Source organism: Clostridium sp. AF32-12BH (assembly GCF_003477935.1).
Taxonomy (GTDB): domain Bacteria; phylum Bacillota; class Clostridia; order Lachnospirales; family Lachnospiraceae; genus Brotaphodocola.
This window is the reverse complement of record NZ_QUEH01000012.1, coordinates 50616-71198: the sequence shown is the minus strand read 5'-3', so window position 1 is coordinate 71198 and position 20583 is coordinate 50616. Positions and strand designations below refer to the sequence as shown.

The following is a 20583-nucleotide window of genomic DNA, read 5'->3' as shown; positions in this document are numbered from 1 at the left end:
GATTTCCCCTATGACTATGTATTCGGACTGATTATCGGTCTCTATGTTATTTTGCAGATGCTCCATGTCGCAGATATTTGCGCTCACGATTAAGAAAGGAATTATTGAAAATGTATATTGCTATCACAGAAAACCATGTTTACATAGGAAAAACCTTATCTATGCTTAACCGTTCCATGAATGGTCTCATGGAAGAAGATGAATTTAAACAGATTGGTGGTGACAGTATTGCTATCCTTACGGCGGCAGACCTTGATTTCGTACAGGACAAGCGCAAGCTTTCCACAATCATGTTTGGAAACTTCTTTAAGAAAGATTCACTTCCACGAAACCTTATGATTATTAACATTATCCTTACGTTCATTATGTTCGTAAGAATCGGGGGGTGATGAAATGCAAGTTGACTTTCAGTCTTTAATGAGCGGCTTTTCTGCCCCAGTTGATACTGGAGACCCGATTAAATCCATTTACGGCATTATCCCTTACATGGATTCCACGCAGATGCACTTAAAGTTTCAGCTTATGTACTTCATCGAGAAGTATGACCTCACTGAATGGAGAAAGGTATTTGAAGATATTGATGTGCAGTTACAACATAACAAGAACATCAATTTCTTTAGTTCCCAGAACTTGAAAGCACTGCTCTCCGCATATACGCAGAATGAACTGGTTCGTGGCATTAAGGTAACTTCCCTCAATGAGAATGGCGGTGGTAATTAATGCCGGGAACAATCATTGGCTGTTTAGGCGCTCAGAGAAGCGGCAAAACACTCTTTGCTTATAAATTGGTGAAGATGCTCCACGAAGTTTTTGACGTTCCAGTTTACACAAACATCTATAGTCCTCGGGATGATTTCTATTACATCAACTCGTTGGAAGATTTCCCGCTTGACTTGAACCCGAAAATCCTGTTCATAGACGAGATATACAATGGACTGGACGCACAAGACTATAAGAAGCTAAAGGAAATCTCAATCTTCATCAACACCATAGGCAAGCAGAACTGCCTTTTCGTTTACACCACGATTGAAGCCGAAATGGTTTATAACCGATTAAGAAACCAGACGCAGATAGTTGTGGTCGTATCGAAAAACGAAAAGAATCTTTACTACAAGTTAGTAAATATTGCGGATATGTCCAGTTCTGTTCATGCTGTGCCAATCAATGACAAGCTGTTTGAGAACGTGTTTTATGATACGCAGTTCATACCGCTTGACTTTGATTGGGGCATGAAAGACTGGAAATATAAGCTATCGCAATTTTACCGGGACAATTACGGATTAGTTGTAAATCTGTGATTTCATTTTCTTTTGAGGTCACATGGGGGCTTTTCTTTTGCCTTTGGCAAAGAAAAGCCCCAGTGTTAAGAAATGAACCGAAAAACCATTAAGAAATAAATCCATGCAGAAAATGAACCCGAAAATCAACATTCCTTAAAATGTCCAAACGTCTGGATAAAAACAGTGCCTTGTGGTGTCGGCTCTCGCTTGCGACCCGCGTACATCTCTGTAGTGGTGGACAACGCTCACACGGCATAATAAAAATGTCCATACGTCTGGACAAAATTACAGAAAGGAACTAAATGCTATGGATAACGTATTCAAACATTTAAAGAGAAAAAGCAAGCAGATTATCTCCCTCATGCTTGTTTTTTGTATTTTAACAGAAAATCCCCTTTCAGCATATGCAAGTACAAAAGCAACACCCAGTAACATTCCAGAATCATCTGCAAGCATTGAAAGCACAGATACCAACATCGATATTGATACCGATTTCGGAGTTGAAGATTTCGAAACCAATCCCGATCAAGACCCAGACCACGGTCCCGGCATAGACAGTACAACACCAACCTATCCTTATTATCGCCCTGTGGTTGATACATCCACCATCCCGGATGAAATCAAAATTGACAGTGATGATATTGACGCAATCCTTGGTGCGGGCGCAAACTGCATTGATGATTTCGACCCAGACAGTCTTGTGCCATTAACCCCGGAACAGGTCGAAGCGGCATACAATCCCGAACCTGTTCCAGAGGACCCTAACCTTGCAAACGTCATTACGGAATCTGACAGTGAAGTTAGTGCGCATGTTGTAGGTGCTGTGCTTCCTTGCGTGGGCGCCGCGATGATGATTTTATGGGCTATTTATGGTTCTAATATTACAGAAAGTTTTGCAGAAGTAATAACAAACCAGATTGAAACTTTTAAAACAAGCTTTTCTACTGTTAAATTTGCTTATCTTTATAGAAGCGCAAAAAAAGAAGTCGAATTAACTCAACAGGATTTTGTTTCTTTAAAAAATAAGTTGGATAATTCATCAACTGGAAGCGGTTATTCAGTTAGTCTTACAGAAAAAGATAAAGCCGCATTTGCTTATGCAATGAATGCGCTTGCATATGAGGGACAACTTTATCGGTTATATTCCTTGACTGATATTGATGCTTCTAATTTTAATATTAAACCTATTGATAGCTTTAAACATTATTATTTATATCCTTATGATTCTTTGATTAGTGGGTCTATTCCTACTTATCAAAAAGTGATTTACACACCCAATACAGTCGCGTTCGGGGCGACTAGTGGATATAATGTATATCTTTATTATCATAACGCGGCGACGGCAGATTATGGATATTCAACTATGAAAGTCCACAATGCAGAATATAAATTAAGCAGTATTTCCAGATTGTATGAATATAACACAGGTGCAGATTCAGATTATTATAATAGTGATTCTAGTTATACAAGTTTATATGAATTTATTGGTGCTATGCCTTTCCCTGTGCTTTCTGGCACGCGAAGTATAGAAAAAGCTGCACAATATATTCCCGCTAAAGACTTTAATTTGTTAAGTCTTTGTTATAGCGGAAAAATTTGCTCACTGAACGCTCTTATGGACTTAACTACGGTATCACTTAATGGTGATATTATTGATATGGTTAAATCTGAAAAAAATGTTCTCCAAACCGTTACAGGTGTTAATTCAGCCGCGGGTGTTGTAACCGCTCCCGGTACAACAACGAAACCCGGTACAGAAACAAAGCCGGGTACGGGAACTGGCACGGGCAGTGGCACTACAACATCCCCGGATTATTCTGGTTCCTTTTCAAGTATTATTGGAATTATTACTTCTATTCTTGCGGGGGTTAATATTATTCCTAATATCTTTACGTTGTTTCAAGCATTACCGACAACAATTAAAGATAGCATAGTGAACGCAATCAAAGATATTCCATTCTTTGAAAGTGCATTGCTTTATCTGTCACTAATATCAACAGGCTTGCAAGATATTGTCGATTGGGATATTGAAGCATGGATTGGCAGTTCTATGGCTGACTTAGGAATCAGTATTGATAATATTGGAGACTTGCTTTCTGCGAAATTAGCGAATCTTCCTAATATTGATAATCTAGGCGGCATTATCGGTTCTGCTTTAGCTAACAGTTCCCCTCTTTTGAAAATGGCTGTAAGTCTTGCTGATATTGTAGATTCCCTTAAAACATGGAGTATCGACAATTATGGAGATACATTTATGAAAGCATTGGAACTCGCTTTGTCTGCTCTCGGACTTGACACTTTATCTGGATTACTTAGCGGATTAAAAGATTTGACTGGTACGAAATTGACTGACATTGCAGATAAGCTAAAGGCTTTATTAGATACTCTTAGTAATCTGAAAATCGGCGCTGATTTAAGTGGTTTATCGGATATTCTAAGAGAAGTTCTTACTGCCCTAGGACTCGGCTCACTTCTCGGAGTTTTAACAAATATCCTAAGTAAGTTAGGAACATTTTCTTTGACAGAATTAATTGACCTTGTTAAAACGCTTCCCGCGGCTATTGTTGCGGCAATTACAACAGCATTGCCAAACTGGAGACCTAGTGAGCCAGAAGAGGGTGAAAACGATTCTGGTTTTCATAACTTCCTCAATCTTTTTATGATTGCGCTCCTTATTATCATCTTGTTGATGATTCTGTTCATTAATTGTTTGCGCTTTATTGTTCTGGTTTTCAATATCCCGGCAAGTTCCGCGCTTATTCATTCGGACATGATGCAAGGCATTGAATATATGAAGAATCTTCAATTACCTGTTTTTGGAGTTTCCTTATGGACTTTGCTTTTATCCTGTGCTTACTTTGTAATCTTTATGACGGTAATTGCGGCAATCCGTAGGAAAATTGATAAGATGCATATTTAGAAAGGCGGTGTCTTATGCTTTATTTTCTCCTAACTAATATTAAGCCTATCACCCCACCCTCGGGCGAGGGCTTCTTAAATGGAAATATTTTAGAAAGCATTGTTTCATTCTTTGATTTCATTTTCACATTTATTGGAAATGTTGTAACGGCAATGACGAACTTCTACGATACCTTGGTGGAAGTTAATACTTACGTTATTGACCTTGGTAATTCCGCTCAATCTGGAATTACTAACGGTATACCCGTTCTTGAAACAGTCGGGCTATACCGTTACTTAATGGGAGACCCGGTTTTCTATATGACGTATATTCTAGTAGTTACCGGGTGCTTATTCACCATTTACAAACTGGTTCTCCTGTTCATCAAAACATTTAAGGAAATGCGAAATAGTATTACCGGGACTGGAAAAACATCAAAAGGACTGCTTTCTTTTGTTTCAAAGCTATTCGGCTAATAAATTAATGGGAATATATCTCTTACTATTATTATGTCCATTACTCTAAACAGAACAGATAAGGTTAAAAATAGAATGGTTGATTTTATTAGTACAAAAATAAATTCAATCCATTTATGTTCCTTGGGATTGTTTGAGTTCCATTTGTAGCGCCAGTTTAATTCTTTTCCTGTGCCCCAATCATATCGCCTTTTATTTAAGATATTTTCACGAACTTGTTTTTTATCCAACTTATAATTTTCGTACTTACAATACCAATTATTTAAACTGTCCCATAAATATTTTACTGATATTAACCATGGAACGAGTTTGCATAACAAGTGTATCAATATTTCCATACCGCACCCCCATTCATGTTTATTGTATCAGAATGGGGGATTGTGGTAAACCAGTTCGGACAATTTATTTTTCTTTCCGACAAAATGTCCAAACGTTTGGACAAAATGAAAGGAGAAGTCCATGCAATCATGTAAATTTTACCAATGCGCACAGAAGTTTTGCAGAAGCTACCGCGATTGCAAAAAGACAGGATACACTTGCAAAAGTTCCTGTTCCCTGTGCCGCATTTCAAAGACCTGTCTGTATAACATACCAGACAGTAATAAAACCAAATAAATCCAAAGGAGAAACATTATGGCATATTATGAAAGAAATTCCAGAGAAACAGAAAACCCTACGATTGAAAAAGAGTTCCGTATCAAATACGGATGCTATCCCGACCGATTCTATACCAATAAACTGAAAGACGGTCTTTCGCCCTCTGATGCCGCCGCAGAAGTTCAAGAGCGCATAGAGGTCGTATGGAAAGAAATGGTCTTTAACTTTAGGAGAAAAAAGGCTACCGCGTAGCCCATTTCATTCCATAGAATTATCACGGATAATCAAAAAGAATCCTGGCTATCGGGCGGTTAGGTGTTGCCTACTTGACTATGGCAACACTTAACCGAGAAAAATCGCAGATTTTTCTCTATTTCATCACTTTGTCTACACATCTGGACAAAATGAAAGGGTTGACAAAATGTACAATGTAAAAGTTTCTGAATATCTTGAATCTACGGAAATAGTTTACTATTCCAATGCTATCACGGGTCACGAAAAAGAAAAAGATTCCTTTATCGTGGAACGTGATAATGACATTTACGAACTTTATTCCTTTATGGCTTTCGGTACGAAACCACAAAAAGAGATAAAGGAAGAAAATCCACTCCACTCGTTTTATGTTTCTTATAATCGAACGAAAAATAAAATCTATAACTATGCAAGAGACAATGTATGGGAATGGTTCTTGACTTTTACTTTTGATCCTCAAAAGGTTGATTCATTCAATTACAATGAAGTAACCAAAACAATGACAGATTTCCTCAGATATATGGGAGATCACTCCTTAACAGATACAAAGTATCTTATTGTACCCGAAAAGCATAAGTCCGGGCGCTATCATCTGCATGGTGTGTTTAGTAACATGGATATGTCACTATGGAAGTTCCAGTATTCCGGGCATACCACAAAAGGCGGCTTACCGATTTACAATATCGGCGGCTTCCCGTATGGCTTTACAACAGCCACACAGGTACAAAGCACCACCCGTGTTTCCCATTACATATCAAAGTACATAACGAAAGATATGTTCGATAGCATCAAAAATAAGAAACGCTATTGGTCCACCAGAAACCTTTCTTCTGGATCGCACACTACTATGCTTTTGACTCCCTCAGAACTGGAAATGCTTCTCAATAGCTTCGGTGAACCCCAAAGCTTAAAAACGGTAGATACACCATATAATCAAATGAAATACTACCAGTTTTAAAAATGTCCAAACGTCTGGACAAAATTAGCCCGGAGATTATCCCCGGGCTTTTCTTATACTTCAATGTAGAATGCGGCATAATATCCGGCTTCTGCATTACAGTTGTACCATTCATATTCATTTACGGAACTATTGAAGCTATTTTTAGAAAGATTGTTAATGATAGCTTCTGGATACCACGGCTTGCCGGGTCTTAACTTGCACGCGCAAATTACAACATCCTTGCCTGTGTCATATGCCTTTCTAGCCATTGGCTTGCTTACGCGTTTATACTGGATTCCTTTAATATCAAATGTCATGTTGTACATAATTTATCCTTTCCCTGAATCTTCCAGAAAGGGGCTTGCGACTTATTCAGCCGTTTCGCGGAGTTCTTCAAGGGCGGCGCTTATGGCGCTGTTCAGAACGTAGCATCTAAGCGAAACGTCAATGGACTCGTAATCATTATCGAACCAGTTTTCCATGATTCTCTGTTTGCAGTCAAATTCATCACACATTTCCCGAACGAGGTTTTTGTTATCCTCAACGTATTCCTGTGCTTCTGCTCTGGAAAATGTGTAGGAGCCAGACGCATTACCTGTAACGCTGTCCTCAGCCCACAGGTCTTCAACTAACTGGTTTTCCAGTTCATTGAAATCAGTGATTTCCATATCGACGTTTTCCTCAATGTATTTCAATACATCTTCTTTTACTGCTCCGTAGTAATCGTACATCTTATATTCTCCTTGGGGCTTGAATTTTCTGTAATTTAAAACAGGTGCAAGGCTTTCGCCTTACACCATTTTTTCGAGGTCTGTAATTAACTTTTTAGCTTCTTCGATTTTGAGGGTAAATTGCTCTATATTTTCGCGTCTATCTTTAATAGTCCACTCTCTTTGTTCTTCCTCTGGCTTGTCAAGTTCTTCGGTAAGGTCCTCTGTGTTGTATTTGAGCGAATTATCATAATCTTCGATTGCATCGTAGATGCTATTCAATGCTCTTTCAAGCACTTCCAGACGGTATTTTTTACGGGTGATTTTGTTATCTTTCATGGATTTTTTCCTTTCTTTTATTCCCCGGCTTTCGCCGGGGATTTATTAATCATACCAGAATATATTTTTATCAACGTCTGCGAAGATTTCATCCTTGCGGACTTCATCTTCCGGTTCCCGAACCGTTTCAAACTTCATTTGTTCAAGTTTGAACCAGTTCGTGCTTCCGTTCTTTCTGGAGATTTCCCTCTGTTCGTCTAAATATCTGTCACGGTACATTTTCAAGCCCCTTTCTGGATTTTCTTTATTCAGTTGTCAATGTGCTTTGTTACGGCATCTGCTTTTAGCGGACTGGAACCAGAAGAAAAGGGGCTGCACGGATATTTTTTTAATTTTTACAACACAACATAAAACCTTATGTACCCCCCCATGTAAAAATTCAAAAAATATTTGGGTAGTACATTTTACCCCTTTTCTTCTGGTTCCAGTCTGCTATGATGCGTAAGTAACAAGTGCATGACAACGAATAAAGGAAAGCCAGAAAGGGGAATGGAAATGGAACGCACAGATTTTAGACGGACAGAGGGAAATCTCCGGGATAAACACAGGAAATCTTGAGAACCGGGTGCCCTTTGGGCGGTTCGACCTTTTGACCCGCGTACATCCCCGTAGGGGTGGACAACGCTTTCACGGCATAATCTTCTATCTTTTCTTAATCAATAATTATTACTCTTAACAGTAATAATTTTATAATCTTTATGATTCTTTCACCGCAGAAATACGTTTACGTCTCTGCGGTGTTATTATTTAAAAACTAAGTCTCATAACGGAGTATCGAAATGAAAAAACGATAATTAAGACAGTATTGCTATATCGTAACGAAACGCTTATTGTCCTTTGCGAAATCATTAAGTCAGATGTTTCTGTAAAGATTTTTCGTTTCAACTAGTGCAAAAGAAATATACTCCTGTACCCAAAGAAAGAATGGAACGTACCGTATAAGTGGATATGATTCTAAAGGTACATGGTGTTATTGAAAGAGCCTATGCTTGAAACAAAGAAATCGAAACAGGGAACAGCGGACGAAATGCTGTAGAAAAGGAACAAGAAGCCTTTCGGCAGATATAGGCGGTAGCGGTCGGTATATCGTTGTGCATTGAGAAAACGTAGTGGTAGAGACAGCCAGTGAACGGAAACGGAGGGAGTGGGACTTTACGTTGTTGTTGTAGAGAACGGTTAAATAATAATGGGGAGTAACCGTCGGAGACTAGCCAGAGTGGGTGGGCGCTATGCGTGACTCGGCAATGAGAGTGGGTGGCGCAGTCGTAAAACGACAAGCCTAAAACGCCTTTCTTGGTCCGGTTGGAAAAGGGGAACAGTCTCGCTACCATAGCCGCAAAGTCGTGCGACGTGCGATTTTACGACTATGGAGCGTGGTTGTTCCCCTTGTAGGGGCTATTCGGTGAACGACCTTGAGTTGGGAGCCATGCCACGCACCCACGGCAAAGCGGGTGGTGTGTCAAGTGCGCTTGCGTTCATTTTACACTTTACACACCGCCCGTTTTGCCGTAGTCTTAATAAAACAAAAGACGGGGTGCGTGGCATGGGAAAGAGAAAAGATTTGACGGAAAGAGAACGATATGCTATTGAAGCATATCGGAACGATAAAAAGAGTGTAAGGGAAATTGCTGATCTGTTGGGTCGGCATTATCAGACAATATACCGTGAGATTCGGCGCGGTACAGTTGAAATGTTAGATTCTGAATTGAGAACATACAAGAAATACTGTGCGGATACCGGGCAAGCGAAAGCAGACCTTAATAAAGCAGAAAAAGGCAGAGAACCCAAAGTAGGAAACGACCTTGCTTTTATCCGCTTTGTGGAAAAGATGATTCTGGAAGAACGATATTCCCCGGAAGCAGTCCTTTTGCACATCAAGAAGAATGGCTTGAAATTTAAGACAGAAGTATGTCTTAATACCCTGTATAACTACGTTGATAAGGGATTGTTCTTGAACGTAACGAACAAACATCTTCCGGTGAAGTCGAAGCGAAAAAAGCGCAATATGAGAAAGATTTCCAAAATCTCAAAGAACAACATCAAAGGGCGCAGTATCGAAGATCGTGCGAAAGAGATAATGGAGCGAAACGATTTCGGACATTGGGAAATGGATACGGTCGTGGGCTGTCAAGGCGGCAATAAGGATTGCTTGCTCGTTCTAACAGAACGAAAGACCCGTTACGAATACATTTTCAAAATCCCGGATAAATCGCAATGTAGTGTTGTGAAAGTTCTGGACGATTTAGAAAGAACCTATGGTGCGGAAAACTTTGTGAAAACCTTTAAGACGATAACCATGGATAACGGAACTGAATTTTTAGATATGATAGGTGTGGAGCGTTCGGCACTCGTAAGAGACCAGAAACGCACGATAGCTTACTATTGCCACCCGTATTGCAGTTTTGAGCGCGGGAGTAACGAAAATCAAAATAAAATGATACGGCGGCACATCGAGAAAGGCGCGGATATAGCGGTTTATTCCGATGAAGAAGTGAAGCGCGTAGAAACATGGATGAACGATTATCCCCGTCCTATGTTTGGTGGTCTATCATCGCGTGAGATGTTGGAAAAAGAAATAGCATAAAATGTCCACACATCTGGACAAAATCGGCATACGCGGTATGCCTGTTTGCCATGCGTAAAAATAAGTATCTGTGTCTACAAATTTGTCCAAACGTCTGGACAAAATGGTACTTTTAGTAAAAATGCACAAATATAGACATGATATTAACATTATATCAGCCTGTATTTGTGCATTTTGCTATTTCGTATTAAAATGACATATTATTCTTGACATTTACCATTTTTGTTACTCTTACGGAATGAATCGTCTTATTTTCTACCTTCAATACGCAGAAACGGTATCCGAGGTACTGGATTTCCGGCTGTTCTTCCTCTCCCGGAATCCGGTCAAGGCGGGAAATGAGAAGCCCATTGATGGTATCATAATTTTCCAGATCTTCCTCCGGAAACGTAATGCCAAGCTCGTCCTGGGCATCTTCCAGAGGCGTCATACCGCTCATGATCAGCGCATCGCCTTCTCCACGGACAATATACTGCTCGTCCACGTCGTATTCATCCAGGATATTTCCTACAATTTCTTCCAGAATATCTTCCATAGTGACAATTCCGGCAGTCTGTCCATATTCGTCGATCACGATCTCCATATGGATCTTCTGGGACTGCATTTCCTGGAACAGGGAATTGATGTTGCGTGTTTCCGGAATAAAATGCGCCGGACGCAAAACACCCGGAACATTGGCAATTTCCATGCGCGATTCCTGCAGATTTTCTGCATGAACCAGTACGTCCCGCATATGTACGGTGCCGATGATATCGTCCAGATCTTTTCCGTATACCGGATATCTGGAATTGCTTGCTTCTTTCAAGACAAAACGCGCCGCTTCTTTTAAAGTCATAGAACCATCCAGCGCTACAATGTTCTTGCGGTGGGTCATGATATCGCCGGCTTCTTTCTCATCGAATTCGAAGATATTCGTGATCATCTCCGCTTCGCTGGATTCCAGCACGCCTTGCTCATGCCCCTCATTCACCATGGTCATAATATCTTCTTCCGTTACATTTTCCTGCCTTGACCGGACATATTTCCAGATCACGTAACCTGCAGCCAGAAAAAGGATCATTACACCTGCCAGTGAGAGCAGGCGCAAACAGACATCGTCCATACTGATTTTTATCTCCTTCTTTTCTCTTTTGTTTGTATACACTATATCGTTTCCAGTTTACTAAACTTCCCGTCTTTCGTCAATGGCGAACTATGTAGGCAGATCCAGACTTACCATAAGCGCCTGATTTACCTGTTCCAATAATTCATCATCAATATGGCAGATCCGCTCCTTCAAACGCTGTTTGTCGATCGTCCGAAGCTGTTCTAATAAAATGACAGAATCTTTGACCATATCACTTTTTCGTGCAGACAATTCCACATGCGTCGGCAGCTTTGCCTTGTTCATACGGGATGTAATGGCTGCACAGATCACGGTAGGGCTGTGCCGGTTTCCTACATTGTTCTGTATGATGAGAACCGGGCGCACGCCTCCCTGCTCTGAGCCTACCACCGGTCGCAGATCCGCATAATAAATATCCCCTCGTCTGATAATCACAGTATCACTCTCCGTCACTGGTTTTCAAGGGTATTATTGCCTGATGTCAGGCAGTCTATACCTGCCTGTTTTTTTCCGTATCGCAGTGACGTTTTGTTTCTGTCCTCAATGACACAAACAGCAGCACAAGATATCTCTTCCTGTGATTATCTTATTCCTTAAAGCAGTCCATGGTTCCGACAACCTGCCCCCCGCGGTAATAAACACGCGGTACCCGCTTTCCAATATCGCAGACCATCTCGTAATGGAAGCCGCCGCAAAGCTCAGCCAGCTTTTCCATGGTAATCTCTTCTTTGCCATCTTTTCCGATCAGGGTTACCGGCGTATCGACACAGACACCTGGTATATCCGTGACATCAATCATAAGCTGATCCATGCAGACACGGCCCAGAATTGACGCGCGTCTTCCGTTTACCAGAACATAGCCACGGTTGGATAAGCTTCTCGGGTAACCGTCTCCATACCCCACCGGAACAGTAGCCACATGCATGGTGCGTTCCGTTACATAGGTGCCGCCATAGCTGATTTCTTCTCCCGGTCCAATCTCCTTTACATAGGTGACAAACGATTTCAGGCCGAGTGCCGGTCTTAGCGGCACTCGGTCTTTCTGCACTTCGTCAGACGGATACATTCCATAGATGGTGATACCGGCGCGAACATAGTTTAAGTTTGCCTGTGGCAAATCAATGATTCCTGCACTATTGGAACAGTGTTTCATGGGAATTTCAATTCCGCGTTCCTTTAATAAATCTGTAAAATGCAGATAACGGTTTAACTGCGTCATGGCAGATGTTTTTTCTTCTTCGTCTGCCCTGGAAAAATGGGTAAACAGTCCTTCGATCTCAATGCCTGGAAGATTGCCGATTTCTGCTGTCAGATCCGCGCCGGACTCATCTGCTTCCATACCAATCCGGCGCATTCCGGTGTCGAGTGCAAGATGAATCCGGGCTGTTTTCTCCATGCTGACGGCCAGATCCGACAAAGGCTTTGCCTGTTCCATGGTAAAAATAGTCGGCCGGATTTCATTTTCTATCAGTTCCTGGTAGGCAGATGGATGTGTCACACCCAGGATCAGAATCATTTTTTTGATGCCATTGCGGCGAAGAAGCATGGCTTCCTCGATCGTTGCTACCGCATACCCATCCACATAGTCCTCAATCGCCTCCGCCACCGGGACAGATCCATGACCATACGCGTCTGTCTTAATGACTCCGATCATACCAGTGCTTTTGTCAATATTCCTGCGCATGGACTCCATGTTAAACCTGATTGCGTCCAAATCTACCGGTGCATAAACCCGTGTATACTGCCTGTGATTCATAATTTAATTTTGTTCCTCGTTTCTATCTATTTTAAAATACTGTCTGCCAGATTCGTGGCAAGCACTCCGTTTTCTCCAAATTTGTCTGCCGCATACTCTCCCGCACGTCCATGAACATACACGCCAAACGCTGCTGCCTCAGCACATTCCATGCCGCGGGCCAAAAGACCTGCGATCACGCCGGTCAGGACATCGCCGGAACCGCCTTTTGCCATGGCACTGCAGCCGCTCTGGTTGATCCAGGTACCGCCATCCTTATCCGTGATCACAGTAACTGCATCTTTTAACACACAAACGGTGCCATAACGGGCACTATAGGCCCTAGCCTCTTCCAGCGGTGCCTTTTTCAGATCAGCTGCCGGAACCGAGGTCAGCCGGCTCATTTCGCCCATATGCGGTGTAATAATAATATTCTCTGTAAAATAACGTGTCAGATACGGATGGGATGCCACACAGTTTAACCCATCTGCATCTAGAACAATCGGCACATAAGCGTCGGACAGAACCGTTTCCAACAGATACTCTGTGTAAGCATCCTGCCCCAGTCCGGGTCCCGCTGCGATCACATCAGCCCAGGCACACTCCTTTTCCAGTATTGTTTGCATGGTCTCTTCTTCATCCGGATCATAGCAGGATACGATTGCCTCCGGAAGCTGCGTCTGCAAGACTGTCCGGTTTTCCGGCACAGTAAGGATTTTCACCAGCCCCGCTCCCGTACGGTATGCGCCAAGCGCTGTAAAATAAGCAGCCCCGCTCATTCCACGGCTTCCCGCGATCACAAGGACTTTTCCAAAAGTCCCTTTGTTGCCGTCTTCCTGCCGTTTGGGAAGCTTGCTTAAATCCTCCGGCGTCAGGACCTTTGCATCCCATCCGCTCTTTAACAGGCTGATCTTTGAGAAGCCGATATCAGCCACCTCAAGTTTTCCAACATATTTTTTTCCAGGATACAATAACAGTCCTGTTTTTGGATATCCAAACGTTACCGTCACGTCGGCAGCCAGTGCTGCTCCCATGATTTCTCCCGTACTTCCATGAATTCCGGATGGTGTATCGACTGCGATCACACCAGCATCACACCGCTCACGTATGCGTTCCAGTATTTCCAGTACTTTTCGGTATTCCCCGGTAATATCGCGGCCAAGACCAATTCCAAACAAGGCATCCAGAATGATGTCGCAATCTGCGTTTTCATATTCTTCTGCCGATAGTTTCGGCACATTTAAATTTTTTGCAATCCGCTTCTGATGTTTCATCTCTTCCGAATCGTACTGCGCATTTCCGGCAAAGAAAAGGCTGACTTCATAGCCGCGTTCCTGCAAAATCCGCCCGGCTGCCACACCGTCTGCCCCATTGTTTCCTGTCCCGCATACCGCAAGAATATGGGCATTTTTTCCCCATCCCCGCTCGGCTGCCATACGTTCTGCTGTCTTAGCAACTGCAAGCGCTGCGCGCTCCATCAAAACCATTGACGGAATCCCGATTTCCCTGATTGTATTCTGGTCGACTGCTTTCATTTGCTGTGCAGTTACTGCATAATTCATGTTCCGCCTCCTTGAATAGGACATCGTTTGCTGCTGTTTGCGCATACGTGCCCGGCAACTCTCATTTTCCCATGTAGCAAAAAACGACAGGCAGGAGAATTCGCTTACCCCTGCCTGCCGGCCCTTGCATTACTGTTCAAAAACCAGCCTGTGAACAATAACGCGCTTCCCCTTCACACGGTTCTGTTATGATTCGCCCTGCGCCTTCTTTTGCTCTTCTTCTTTCTTTCGGTCCTGCATGCTGCATACCCGGTAGGACAAGCGCATCAGGCTTTCCGAAAGATGTACATTTTCAACAACGACATCATCCGGTACATTCAGGTCCACATGCGCAAAATTCCAGATTGCCTTGATTCCCGCATTCACAAGCCTGTCCGCGATTTCCGGTGCTTTCGTCTTCGGGATGGTCAGTGCCGCCATCTGGACGTTATTGTCTTTGATGAACTGTTCCAGATCGTCGACACCACGGATCTCTATACCGCGTACCACAAGACCGATCAGTCTTGGATTGATATCAAACATTCCTTTGATAATGAAACCACGCTTTTCAAAGTTTGCATAATTCGCAATCGCCTGTCCTAAATTTCCGGCACCGATGATGATCAGGTTATGCTGGCGGTCGATTCCAAGAATTTTACCGATTTCTGTATATAAGTATTTTACATTATACCCGTAGCCCTGCTGGCCAAATCCTCCGAAATTATTTAAATCCTGACGAATCTGGGAAGCAGTCACTTTCATCCGGGTACTGAGTTCATTGGATGAGATACGCTCTACACCTGATTCCAATAACTCTCCGAGGTAACGGTAATACCGCGGAAGCCTTGTAATGACTGCTTTGGATATCTCTCTGTTTTCCATGCTGCACATCTCCTATACGTAAACTATTGTAATCTATTATAACCGTTTGCGAAATCTATGTCAATGTTCAAACAATTCCTGAGCAAAAAATACACAGAAAGCCTTTACAAGTGCCAAAAACCTATATTATACTTGATAAGTCTTATAGTAGAAAACGTAACGAAATGGAGTTATCTATGATTTTATCATGCAATCACATCAGCAAAGCATTTGGTACAGATGAAATCCTGTCCGAAGTTTCTTTCCATATAGAAGACCAGGAAAAAGCCGCGATTGTCGGAATCAACGGAGCCGGAAAGTCCACTCTGTTAAAGATCATCGTCGGCGAACTCGCTGCAGATTCCGGCGAAGTTGTCCTTGCAAAAGGCAAAACACTCGGATACCTGGCACAGCATCAGGATCTGGACAGCAGCCGTACCATTTATGAAGAATTAAAAGAAGTCAAGCAGCCCATCATCGACATGGAGCTTGAGATCCGGGAACTGGAGATCCGTATGCAGCATGCCTCAGGCGAAGAACTGGAGCAGATGCTTTCTACATACAGCCGTTTAAGCCATACATTCGAGCTGGAAAACGGATATGCCTGGAAAAGCGAACTGACCGGAGTATTAAAAGGTCTCGGATTCACGGAAGACGAATTTGACAAAACAGTCTCAACCCTCTCCGGCGGTCAGAAGACCCGTGTATCCCTCGGCAAGCTTCTGCTCTCCCGCCCGGATATCATCCTCCTCGATGAGCCAACCAACCATCTGGACATGGAATCCATCGCCTGGCTGGAAACCTATCTCTTAAACTATAACGGTGCCGTGATCATCGTAGCACATGACCGGTACTTCTTAAACCGCGTTGTCACAAAAGTTGTGGAGTTGGAGCAGGGACATGCTTCTGTCTACCTTGGAAATTACACTGCCTACAGCGAAAAGAAAGCCATGATCCGCTCTGCCCAGATGAAGGCCTGGTTAAACCAGCAGCAGGAAATCAAACACCAGGAGGAGGTCATCACCAAATTAAAATCCTTCAACCGGGAAAAGTCTATCAAACGTGCAGAAAGCCGCGAGAAAATGCTCTCCAAGATCCAGGTTTTAGAAAAGCCTGCCGAGATCCAGGATGAGATGCGGATCACCCTGGAGCCAAACATTGTCAGCGGAAACGATGTCCTCACCATCAAAGATCTGAGCAAATCCTTTGGTTCCACCCACCTGTTCTCCCATGTAGATATGGAAGTCAAACGCGGAGAACGGGTTGCCATCATCGGAAACAATGGCACCGGAAAAACTACCATATTAAAGATCATCAACGGTATGCTCCCGGCCGACACCGGAACCATCACGCTGGGATCCAAAGTCCATATCGGTTACTACGATCAGGAGCATCACGTTCTCCATATGGAAAAAACAGTCTTCGAGGAAGTGCAGGATGCCTATCCGAACCTGACCAACACACAAGTCCGCAACATTCTTGCCGCGTTCCTTTTTACCGGGGACGATGTATTTAAGCGGATCTCCGATTTAAGCGGTGGGGAGCGCGGACGTGTTTCCCTCGCCAAGCTTATGCTCTCGGAGGCCAACTTCCTGATCCTGGACGAGCCAACCAACCACCTGGATATTACCTCCAAGGAAATTCTGGAAAATGCATTGAAACATTATACCGGAACCGTGCTTTACGTTTCCCACGACCGTTATTTCATCAACCAGACTGCAACCCGGATTCTGGAACTGACCGGTCAGACGTTCTTAAATTATATCGGTAACTACGATTACTATCTGGAAAAGAAGGATCTCATGAAAGAGCTCTACGTGGATTCGGAACACACAGAACGCGACCGTGCGATTGGAACAGCTGCAGCAAACGGAAATTTAAAAGCCACAGGCGTTCCCGGTATGGCAAAATCCACAGCGGAAACAGAGGTAAAGCTGGACTGGAAAGCCCAGAAAGAAGAACAGGCGCGCATCCGTAAACGCCAGAATGACTTAAAGAAGGTCGAAGACGAAATCCATCGTCTGGAAACCCGTGATGGTGAAATTGACGCGCTGCTCTCACAGGAAGAAATTTACACCGATGTAGCACGCCTGGTAGAACTGAATAATGAAAAAGAGTCCCTCCAGAAAAAACTGGAAGAACTCTATGAGACATGGGAAGAGCTGGCAGAATGATCTGCCGGCTCTTCTTTTTGATGCAGGATCATTTCCAGTTTTTCGCAAAGTTCTGGAAATTTCCGGCGCAGTTCTTCCGTTTTTTCTCCGCTTACATAGGCAGAAAACAATGTTCCAAAACAAAAGCCTGCATCTTCCGCATAGTAATCCGGGATCTCCAAAATGCGTTCCAGCACCGGACTGACTTTCCAGTATTCCTGCATTACGGCGCTGTCTCCCCGGTAACATCCTGCTTTATAGGCGACGTATTCCCCAAACGCCTGTAAGATGGAATCGGCATCACAAAACTTCACTTTTTTATAGCGACGGTCCGTACTGTAGCGGACATAATAGATCCCGGAAGAAGTAGATGGAGCCTCAAAGTAAGTTTTCTTCGTGTAAAAAAGGAACTGCCAGCCGTCCTTCACAAATTGCCGGATCCACCCTCTTGGCACCTCATAAAGATAATCCGTGATCAGATCCTTGTCTTCGGAATCCGGTTTTCTGGTTCCGATCACCCGGATTTCCCCTTTCTTATCCTCCTGGCCGTCTTCTCCCAAAAACTTTAAATCCACATACTGATTATGAGCCATATGTCCATTGCTGAAGAAAAAATAACGGATCCCGTCAATGGTTCTGGTTCCTCCGGTCTGCATCCATCCATGCTCATCGAACCAGTACCATTCCCCTTCATAGTACAGCCAGCCTGTATGCAGCTGCCCGTCCTGATCCCGGTAAGTCCAGTGATGATCCTTTCCGTAACTCCAGTTTTTCCCTCCGCTTCCGGGAGCATCCATCGCATAGGACGGAAAAACAAACAACAGCCAAAAGCAAAGCAGAAAAAACAAACCGGTACTTTTTATGCGCATTCGATGCTGTTTCATAAATCCACCTCGTTTCCAAAGCAAAGCGATCTCTCCACATATACAAAAAGAGGGGGCACTAAGAAGCGCCACCCTCGTAAGATCAGGTTATGAGCAAGACGATAAGCCGGGTTATGTCGTTGAATGGTCATCTATCTAGACCAGATGTCACCACCTGGTTCAAGCAACCTACCCGAAAGCAGACGGGCCGCCTTATGCTTTCTGTTCGGTCTTGCTTCGAGTGGGGTTTACATGTGCCCCGTCTGTTACCAGACGGGCGGTAGTCTCTTACACTGCCCTTCCACCCTTACCGGCAAAGCCGGCGGTATATTTCTGTTGCACTGTCCCTGGAGTCACCTCCGCCAGACGTTATCTGGCACCCTGCCCTGTGAAGCCCGGACTTTCCTCTCCCGCAGCCTTTCGTTTCTGCGGCAGCGACCATTTGTCTTACTCAATGCTCCCAATTCTACCACGATTCCGGGGTGCTGTCAACTTAGACTTTCAAGCAACTCCACCACCACGTCGGACACATCACACACAAACTGTCCGTGTTCAGACTTTAAAACAGGATCCGCCGATAAACTCCCGGATCAGGGAATTATGCGGAATTTCCTCACTGCTGACACCAAGGAAGTAATCCAGGAATTTTAACAACCGTTTTGCTTCCACATACTCTGCGCTGTCACGCGGTACGGAAAACAGAACCGGCTCCGCATACTGTTTTAAGACAGCCAGTTCATAAACAAGGGCCGAATTGAACATTACGTCTGCCTCTTCCTGATACGGAAAAATATTCTCTTCCTCTCCGCGGCGGACGGACGGCCACATCCGTATCGTATCCTGGGCGGAGGAACCTCTGGTACGCGCATCGCGCACGATCCGGCGGATCAGGCGTCCATCCGTAGTCGGAATACGATTATGCTCATCGATATTTAACTGCGTCAGTGCACTGATATAAATCTTAAACTTATTCTTTCGCGGCAATGCATAAGAAAGTTTCTCATTCAGACAGTGAATTCCCTCAATGACCAGCACATCATCCGCGCCCAGTGTCAGATAATCGCCATGGTATTCCCGCACACCTTTGATGAAGTTATATTCCGGCATTTCCACGGTCTTACCCGCCAGAAGATCGGTCATGTTCTGATTGAACAGCGCCACGTCCAGACATTCCAGTGCCTCATAATTATAATTGCCATTTTCATCCCGCGGACTGTCGACCCGGTTTACAAAATAATTGTCTACCGCGATCGGATGTGGTTTTAAGCCCTTCGCCTTTAACTGAATGGAAAGCCGGTGGGAAAAGGTCGTCTTTCCGGAAGAAGATGGTCCTGCGATCATCACAATTTTCTTGTCCGGCCTGCTGGCGATCTGTTCTGCAATATCACCGATTTTCTTTTCCATCAGCGCCTCCTGCATCAGGATCAGTTCGCTGATTCTGCCATGACAGATCACATCATCCAGCGCTCCAACGGTCGGCACCTCCAGCTGCCTGCCCCAGCTTTCCGTTTCATTCAGTACCTCAAACAGCTTTTCCCTGTCATGGAATTTTGCTACCTGTTCCGGATTATGTTGTTCCGGCAAAAGCAGCATCATGCCATCCCGGTAAAGGATCAGATCAAAATATTTCAGATATCCGGTATTTTGTACCATGTATCCGTAATAATAATCCTCGAACCCGCCAATGCTGTATAAGTTTACCCTGGAAACCCTGCGGTAATGGAAGAGACGTTCTTTCTCATACATCCGGTGACGGTGAAAAACTTCAATAGCCTCATCCGTCGTCACATTCCGCTTCATGATCGGAATTTCAGCCGCAACATACTCCTGCATTTTTTCTTTGATGCGATCAACCAGCTCCTGATTTTTTTCAAACGTTCCTTCTGATTCAATAAATAAACCATTGGCAATCGCGTATTCCACGGAAACTTTTTTGATATGCTCTGCCCCAACGACTTCGTAGAATGCCTTTAACAAAATCAGCAGAACACTGCGCCGGTAAGTCTGGATGCCCGGTTTATCCGCAGCAGTCAAAAACTCAATCCGGCTTCCTTCTTTTACCTTTTTGTGAAGTTCCTGCAGTTTTCCATCTACCGTTGCCAGTAAAATTTCATGCCGAAAATGATCCTGCACTTCTTTTGCTACATCTTTTAAAAGTGTATCTTCGCGATACTGCTTTTCCTGCCCTAACACCCACACATGAAGCATAAACGTTCTCCTTTCTTTCCGATCGGATTCCTTTTCAAAT

At 43.6% G+C, this 20583-nt stretch carries 20 protein-coding genes and 1 other RNA gene; 9 read left to right on the top strand and 12 right to left on the bottom strand.

All coding sequences use genetic code 11. The features are described 5' to 3' along the window. Window positions 1-110 precede the first annotated feature (110 nt). From DWZ40_RS12800 to DWZ40_RS12765, 7 genes are all read left to right on the top strand, one after another. Window positions 111-389, top strand: coding sequence for a hypothetical protein (locus DWZ40_RS12800; protein ID WP_118543399.1), 279 nt, complete (start codon window positions 111-113; stop codon window positions 387-389). Window positions 390-393: 4 nt separating this feature from the next. After that, window positions 394-720 (top strand): hypothetical protein, encoded by a 327-nt coding sequence (locus DWZ40_RS12795; protein WP_118543398.1) that lies wholly within the window; start codon window positions 394-396, stop codon window positions 718-720. 74 nt (window positions 721-794) lie between these two features. Then, window positions 795-1298 (top strand): hypothetical protein, encoded by a 504-nt coding sequence (locus DWZ40_RS12790; protein WP_147354193.1) that lies wholly within the window; start codon window positions 795-797, stop codon window positions 1296-1298. A 289-nt stretch (window positions 1299-1587) separates the two neighbouring features. Further along, window positions 1588-4200: a hypothetical protein gene (locus DWZ40_RS19595; RefSeq protein WP_182431737.1), complete on the top strand. Its 2613-nt coding sequence runs from the start codon at window positions 1588-1590 to the stop codon at window positions 4198-4200. Window positions 4201-4214: 14 nt separating this feature from the next. Further along, window positions 4215-4655 carry a hypothetical protein gene (locus DWZ40_RS12780; protein WP_118543396.1) on the top strand — a complete coding sequence of 147 codons (441 nt, stop codon included), beginning with the start codon at window positions 4215-4217 and terminating at the stop codon, window positions 4653-4655. 633 nt (window positions 4656-5288) lie between these two features. Next, on the top strand, window positions 5289-5504 hold the full coding sequence (locus DWZ40_RS12770) for a hypothetical protein (protein ID WP_118543394.1): 216 nt from the start codon (window positions 5289-5291) through the stop codon (window positions 5502-5504). Between the two features lie 169 nt (window positions 5505-5673). Beyond that, a complete protein-coding gene (locus DWZ40_RS12765) occupies window positions 5674-6462 on the top strand; it encodes a hypothetical protein (RefSeq protein ID WP_118543393.1) in 789 nt (262 codons plus the stop codon). 53 nt (window positions 6463-6515) lie between these two features. On the opposite strand, the gene DWZ40_RS12760 is transcribed toward DWZ40_RS12765, so the two are convergent. Genes DWZ40_RS12760 through DWZ40_RS19590 form a run of 4 tightly spaced genes read right to left on the bottom strand, consistent with a single transcriptional unit; the run spans window position 6516 to window position 7712 of the window. Next, window positions 6516-6770 carry a hypothetical protein gene (locus DWZ40_RS12760; protein WP_118543392.1) on the bottom strand — a complete coding sequence of 85 codons (255 nt, stop codon included), beginning with the start codon at window positions 6768-6770 and terminating at the stop codon, window positions 6516-6518. A 42-nt stretch (window positions 6771-6812) separates the two neighbouring features. Next, window positions 6813-7175, bottom strand: a complete 363-nt coding sequence (locus DWZ40_RS12755; RefSeq protein WP_118543391.1) for a hypothetical protein — start codon at window positions 7173-7175, stop codon at window positions 6813-6815. A gap of 60 nt (window positions 7176-7235) precedes the next feature. Beyond that, complete coding sequence (locus DWZ40_RS12750; RefSeq protein ID WP_118543390.1) at window positions 7236-7493, bottom strand: hypothetical protein; 258 nt, start codon at window positions 7491-7493, stop codon at window positions 7236-7238. 45 nt (window positions 7494-7538) lie between these two features. Next, window positions 7539-7712 carry a hypothetical protein gene (locus tag DWZ40_RS19590; RefSeq protein WP_182431736.1) on the bottom strand — a complete coding sequence of 58 codons (174 nt, stop codon included), beginning with the start codon at window positions 7710-7712 and terminating at the stop codon, window positions 7539-7541. A 1324-nt stretch (window positions 7713-9036) separates the two neighbouring features. On the opposite strand from DWZ40_RS19590, the gene DWZ40_RS12745 reads away from it, so the two are divergent. Next, window positions 9037-10077, top strand: coding sequence for an IS30 family transposase (locus tag DWZ40_RS12745; RefSeq protein ID WP_118543456.1), 1041 nt, complete (start codon window positions 9037-9039; stop codon window positions 10075-10077). A gap of 187 nt (window positions 10078-10264) precedes the next feature. Here the strand turns inward: DWZ40_RS12745 and DWZ40_RS12740 are convergent, their stop codons facing one another. The 5 genes from DWZ40_RS12740 to DWZ40_RS12720 all read right to left on the bottom strand — a co-directional run bounded on the left by DWZ40_RS12740 (window position 10265) and on the right by DWZ40_RS12720 (window position 15340). Continuing rightward, window positions 10265-11179 carry a hemolysin family protein gene (locus DWZ40_RS12740; protein WP_118543389.1) on the bottom strand — a complete coding sequence of 305 codons (915 nt, stop codon included), beginning with the start codon at window positions 11177-11179 and terminating at the stop codon, window positions 10265-10267. A 90-nt stretch (window positions 11180-11269) separates the two neighbouring features. Then, window positions 11270-11617, bottom strand: coding sequence for a type II toxin-antitoxin system PemK/MazF family toxin (locus DWZ40_RS12735; protein ID WP_118543388.1), 348 nt, complete (start codon window positions 11615-11617; stop codon window positions 11270-11272). Window positions 11618-11768: 151 nt separating this feature from the next. After that, complete coding sequence (alr, locus tag DWZ40_RS12730; RefSeq protein WP_118543387.1) at window positions 11769-12938, bottom strand: alanine racemase; 1170 nt, start codon at window positions 12936-12938, stop codon at window positions 11769-11771. A 26-nt stretch (window positions 12939-12964) separates the two neighbouring features. Beyond that, window positions 12965-14479 (bottom strand): NAD(P)H-hydrate dehydratase, encoded by a 1515-nt coding sequence (locus tag DWZ40_RS12725; protein ID WP_118543386.1) that lies wholly within the window; start codon window positions 14477-14479, stop codon window positions 12965-12967. 186 nt (window positions 14480-14665) lie between these two features. Next, window positions 14666-15340 carry a redox-sensing transcriptional repressor Rex gene (locus DWZ40_RS12720; RefSeq protein WP_118543385.1) on the bottom strand — a complete coding sequence of 225 codons (675 nt, stop codon included), beginning with the start codon at window positions 15338-15340 and terminating at the stop codon, window positions 14666-14668. Between the two features lie 176 nt (window positions 15341-15516). Here DWZ40_RS12720 and abc-f point away from each other — a divergent pair, with 176 nt between their 5' ends. Beyond that, complete coding sequence (abc-f, locus tag DWZ40_RS12715) at window positions 15517-17493, top strand: ribosomal protection-like ABC-F family protein (protein ID WP_118543384.1); 1977 nt, start codon at window positions 15517-15519, stop codon at window positions 17491-17493. Here the strand turns inward: abc-f and DWZ40_RS12710 are convergent. The 3 genes from DWZ40_RS12710 to DWZ40_RS12700 all read right to left on the bottom strand — a co-directional run bounded on the left by DWZ40_RS12710 (window position 17463) and on the right by DWZ40_RS12700 (window position 20543). After that, a complete protein-coding gene (locus DWZ40_RS12710; protein ID WP_118543383.1) occupies window positions 17463-18356 on the bottom strand; it encodes a hypothetical protein in 894 nt (297 codons plus the stop codon). The two genes, abc-f and DWZ40_RS12710, sit on opposite strands and share 31 nt — an antisense overlap. A gap of 86 nt (window positions 18357-18442) precedes the next feature. Beyond that, an RNA gene (rnpB, locus tag DWZ40_RS12705) (RNase P RNA component class A) lies at window positions 18443-18789 on the bottom strand. Between the two features lie 98 nt (window positions 18790-18887). Continuing rightward, window positions 18888-20543 (bottom strand): nucleoside kinase, encoded by a 1656-nt coding sequence (locus tag DWZ40_RS12700; RefSeq protein ID WP_118543382.1) that lies wholly within the window; start codon window positions 20541-20543, stop codon window positions 18888-18890. Window positions 20544-20583: the final 40 nt, after the last annotated feature.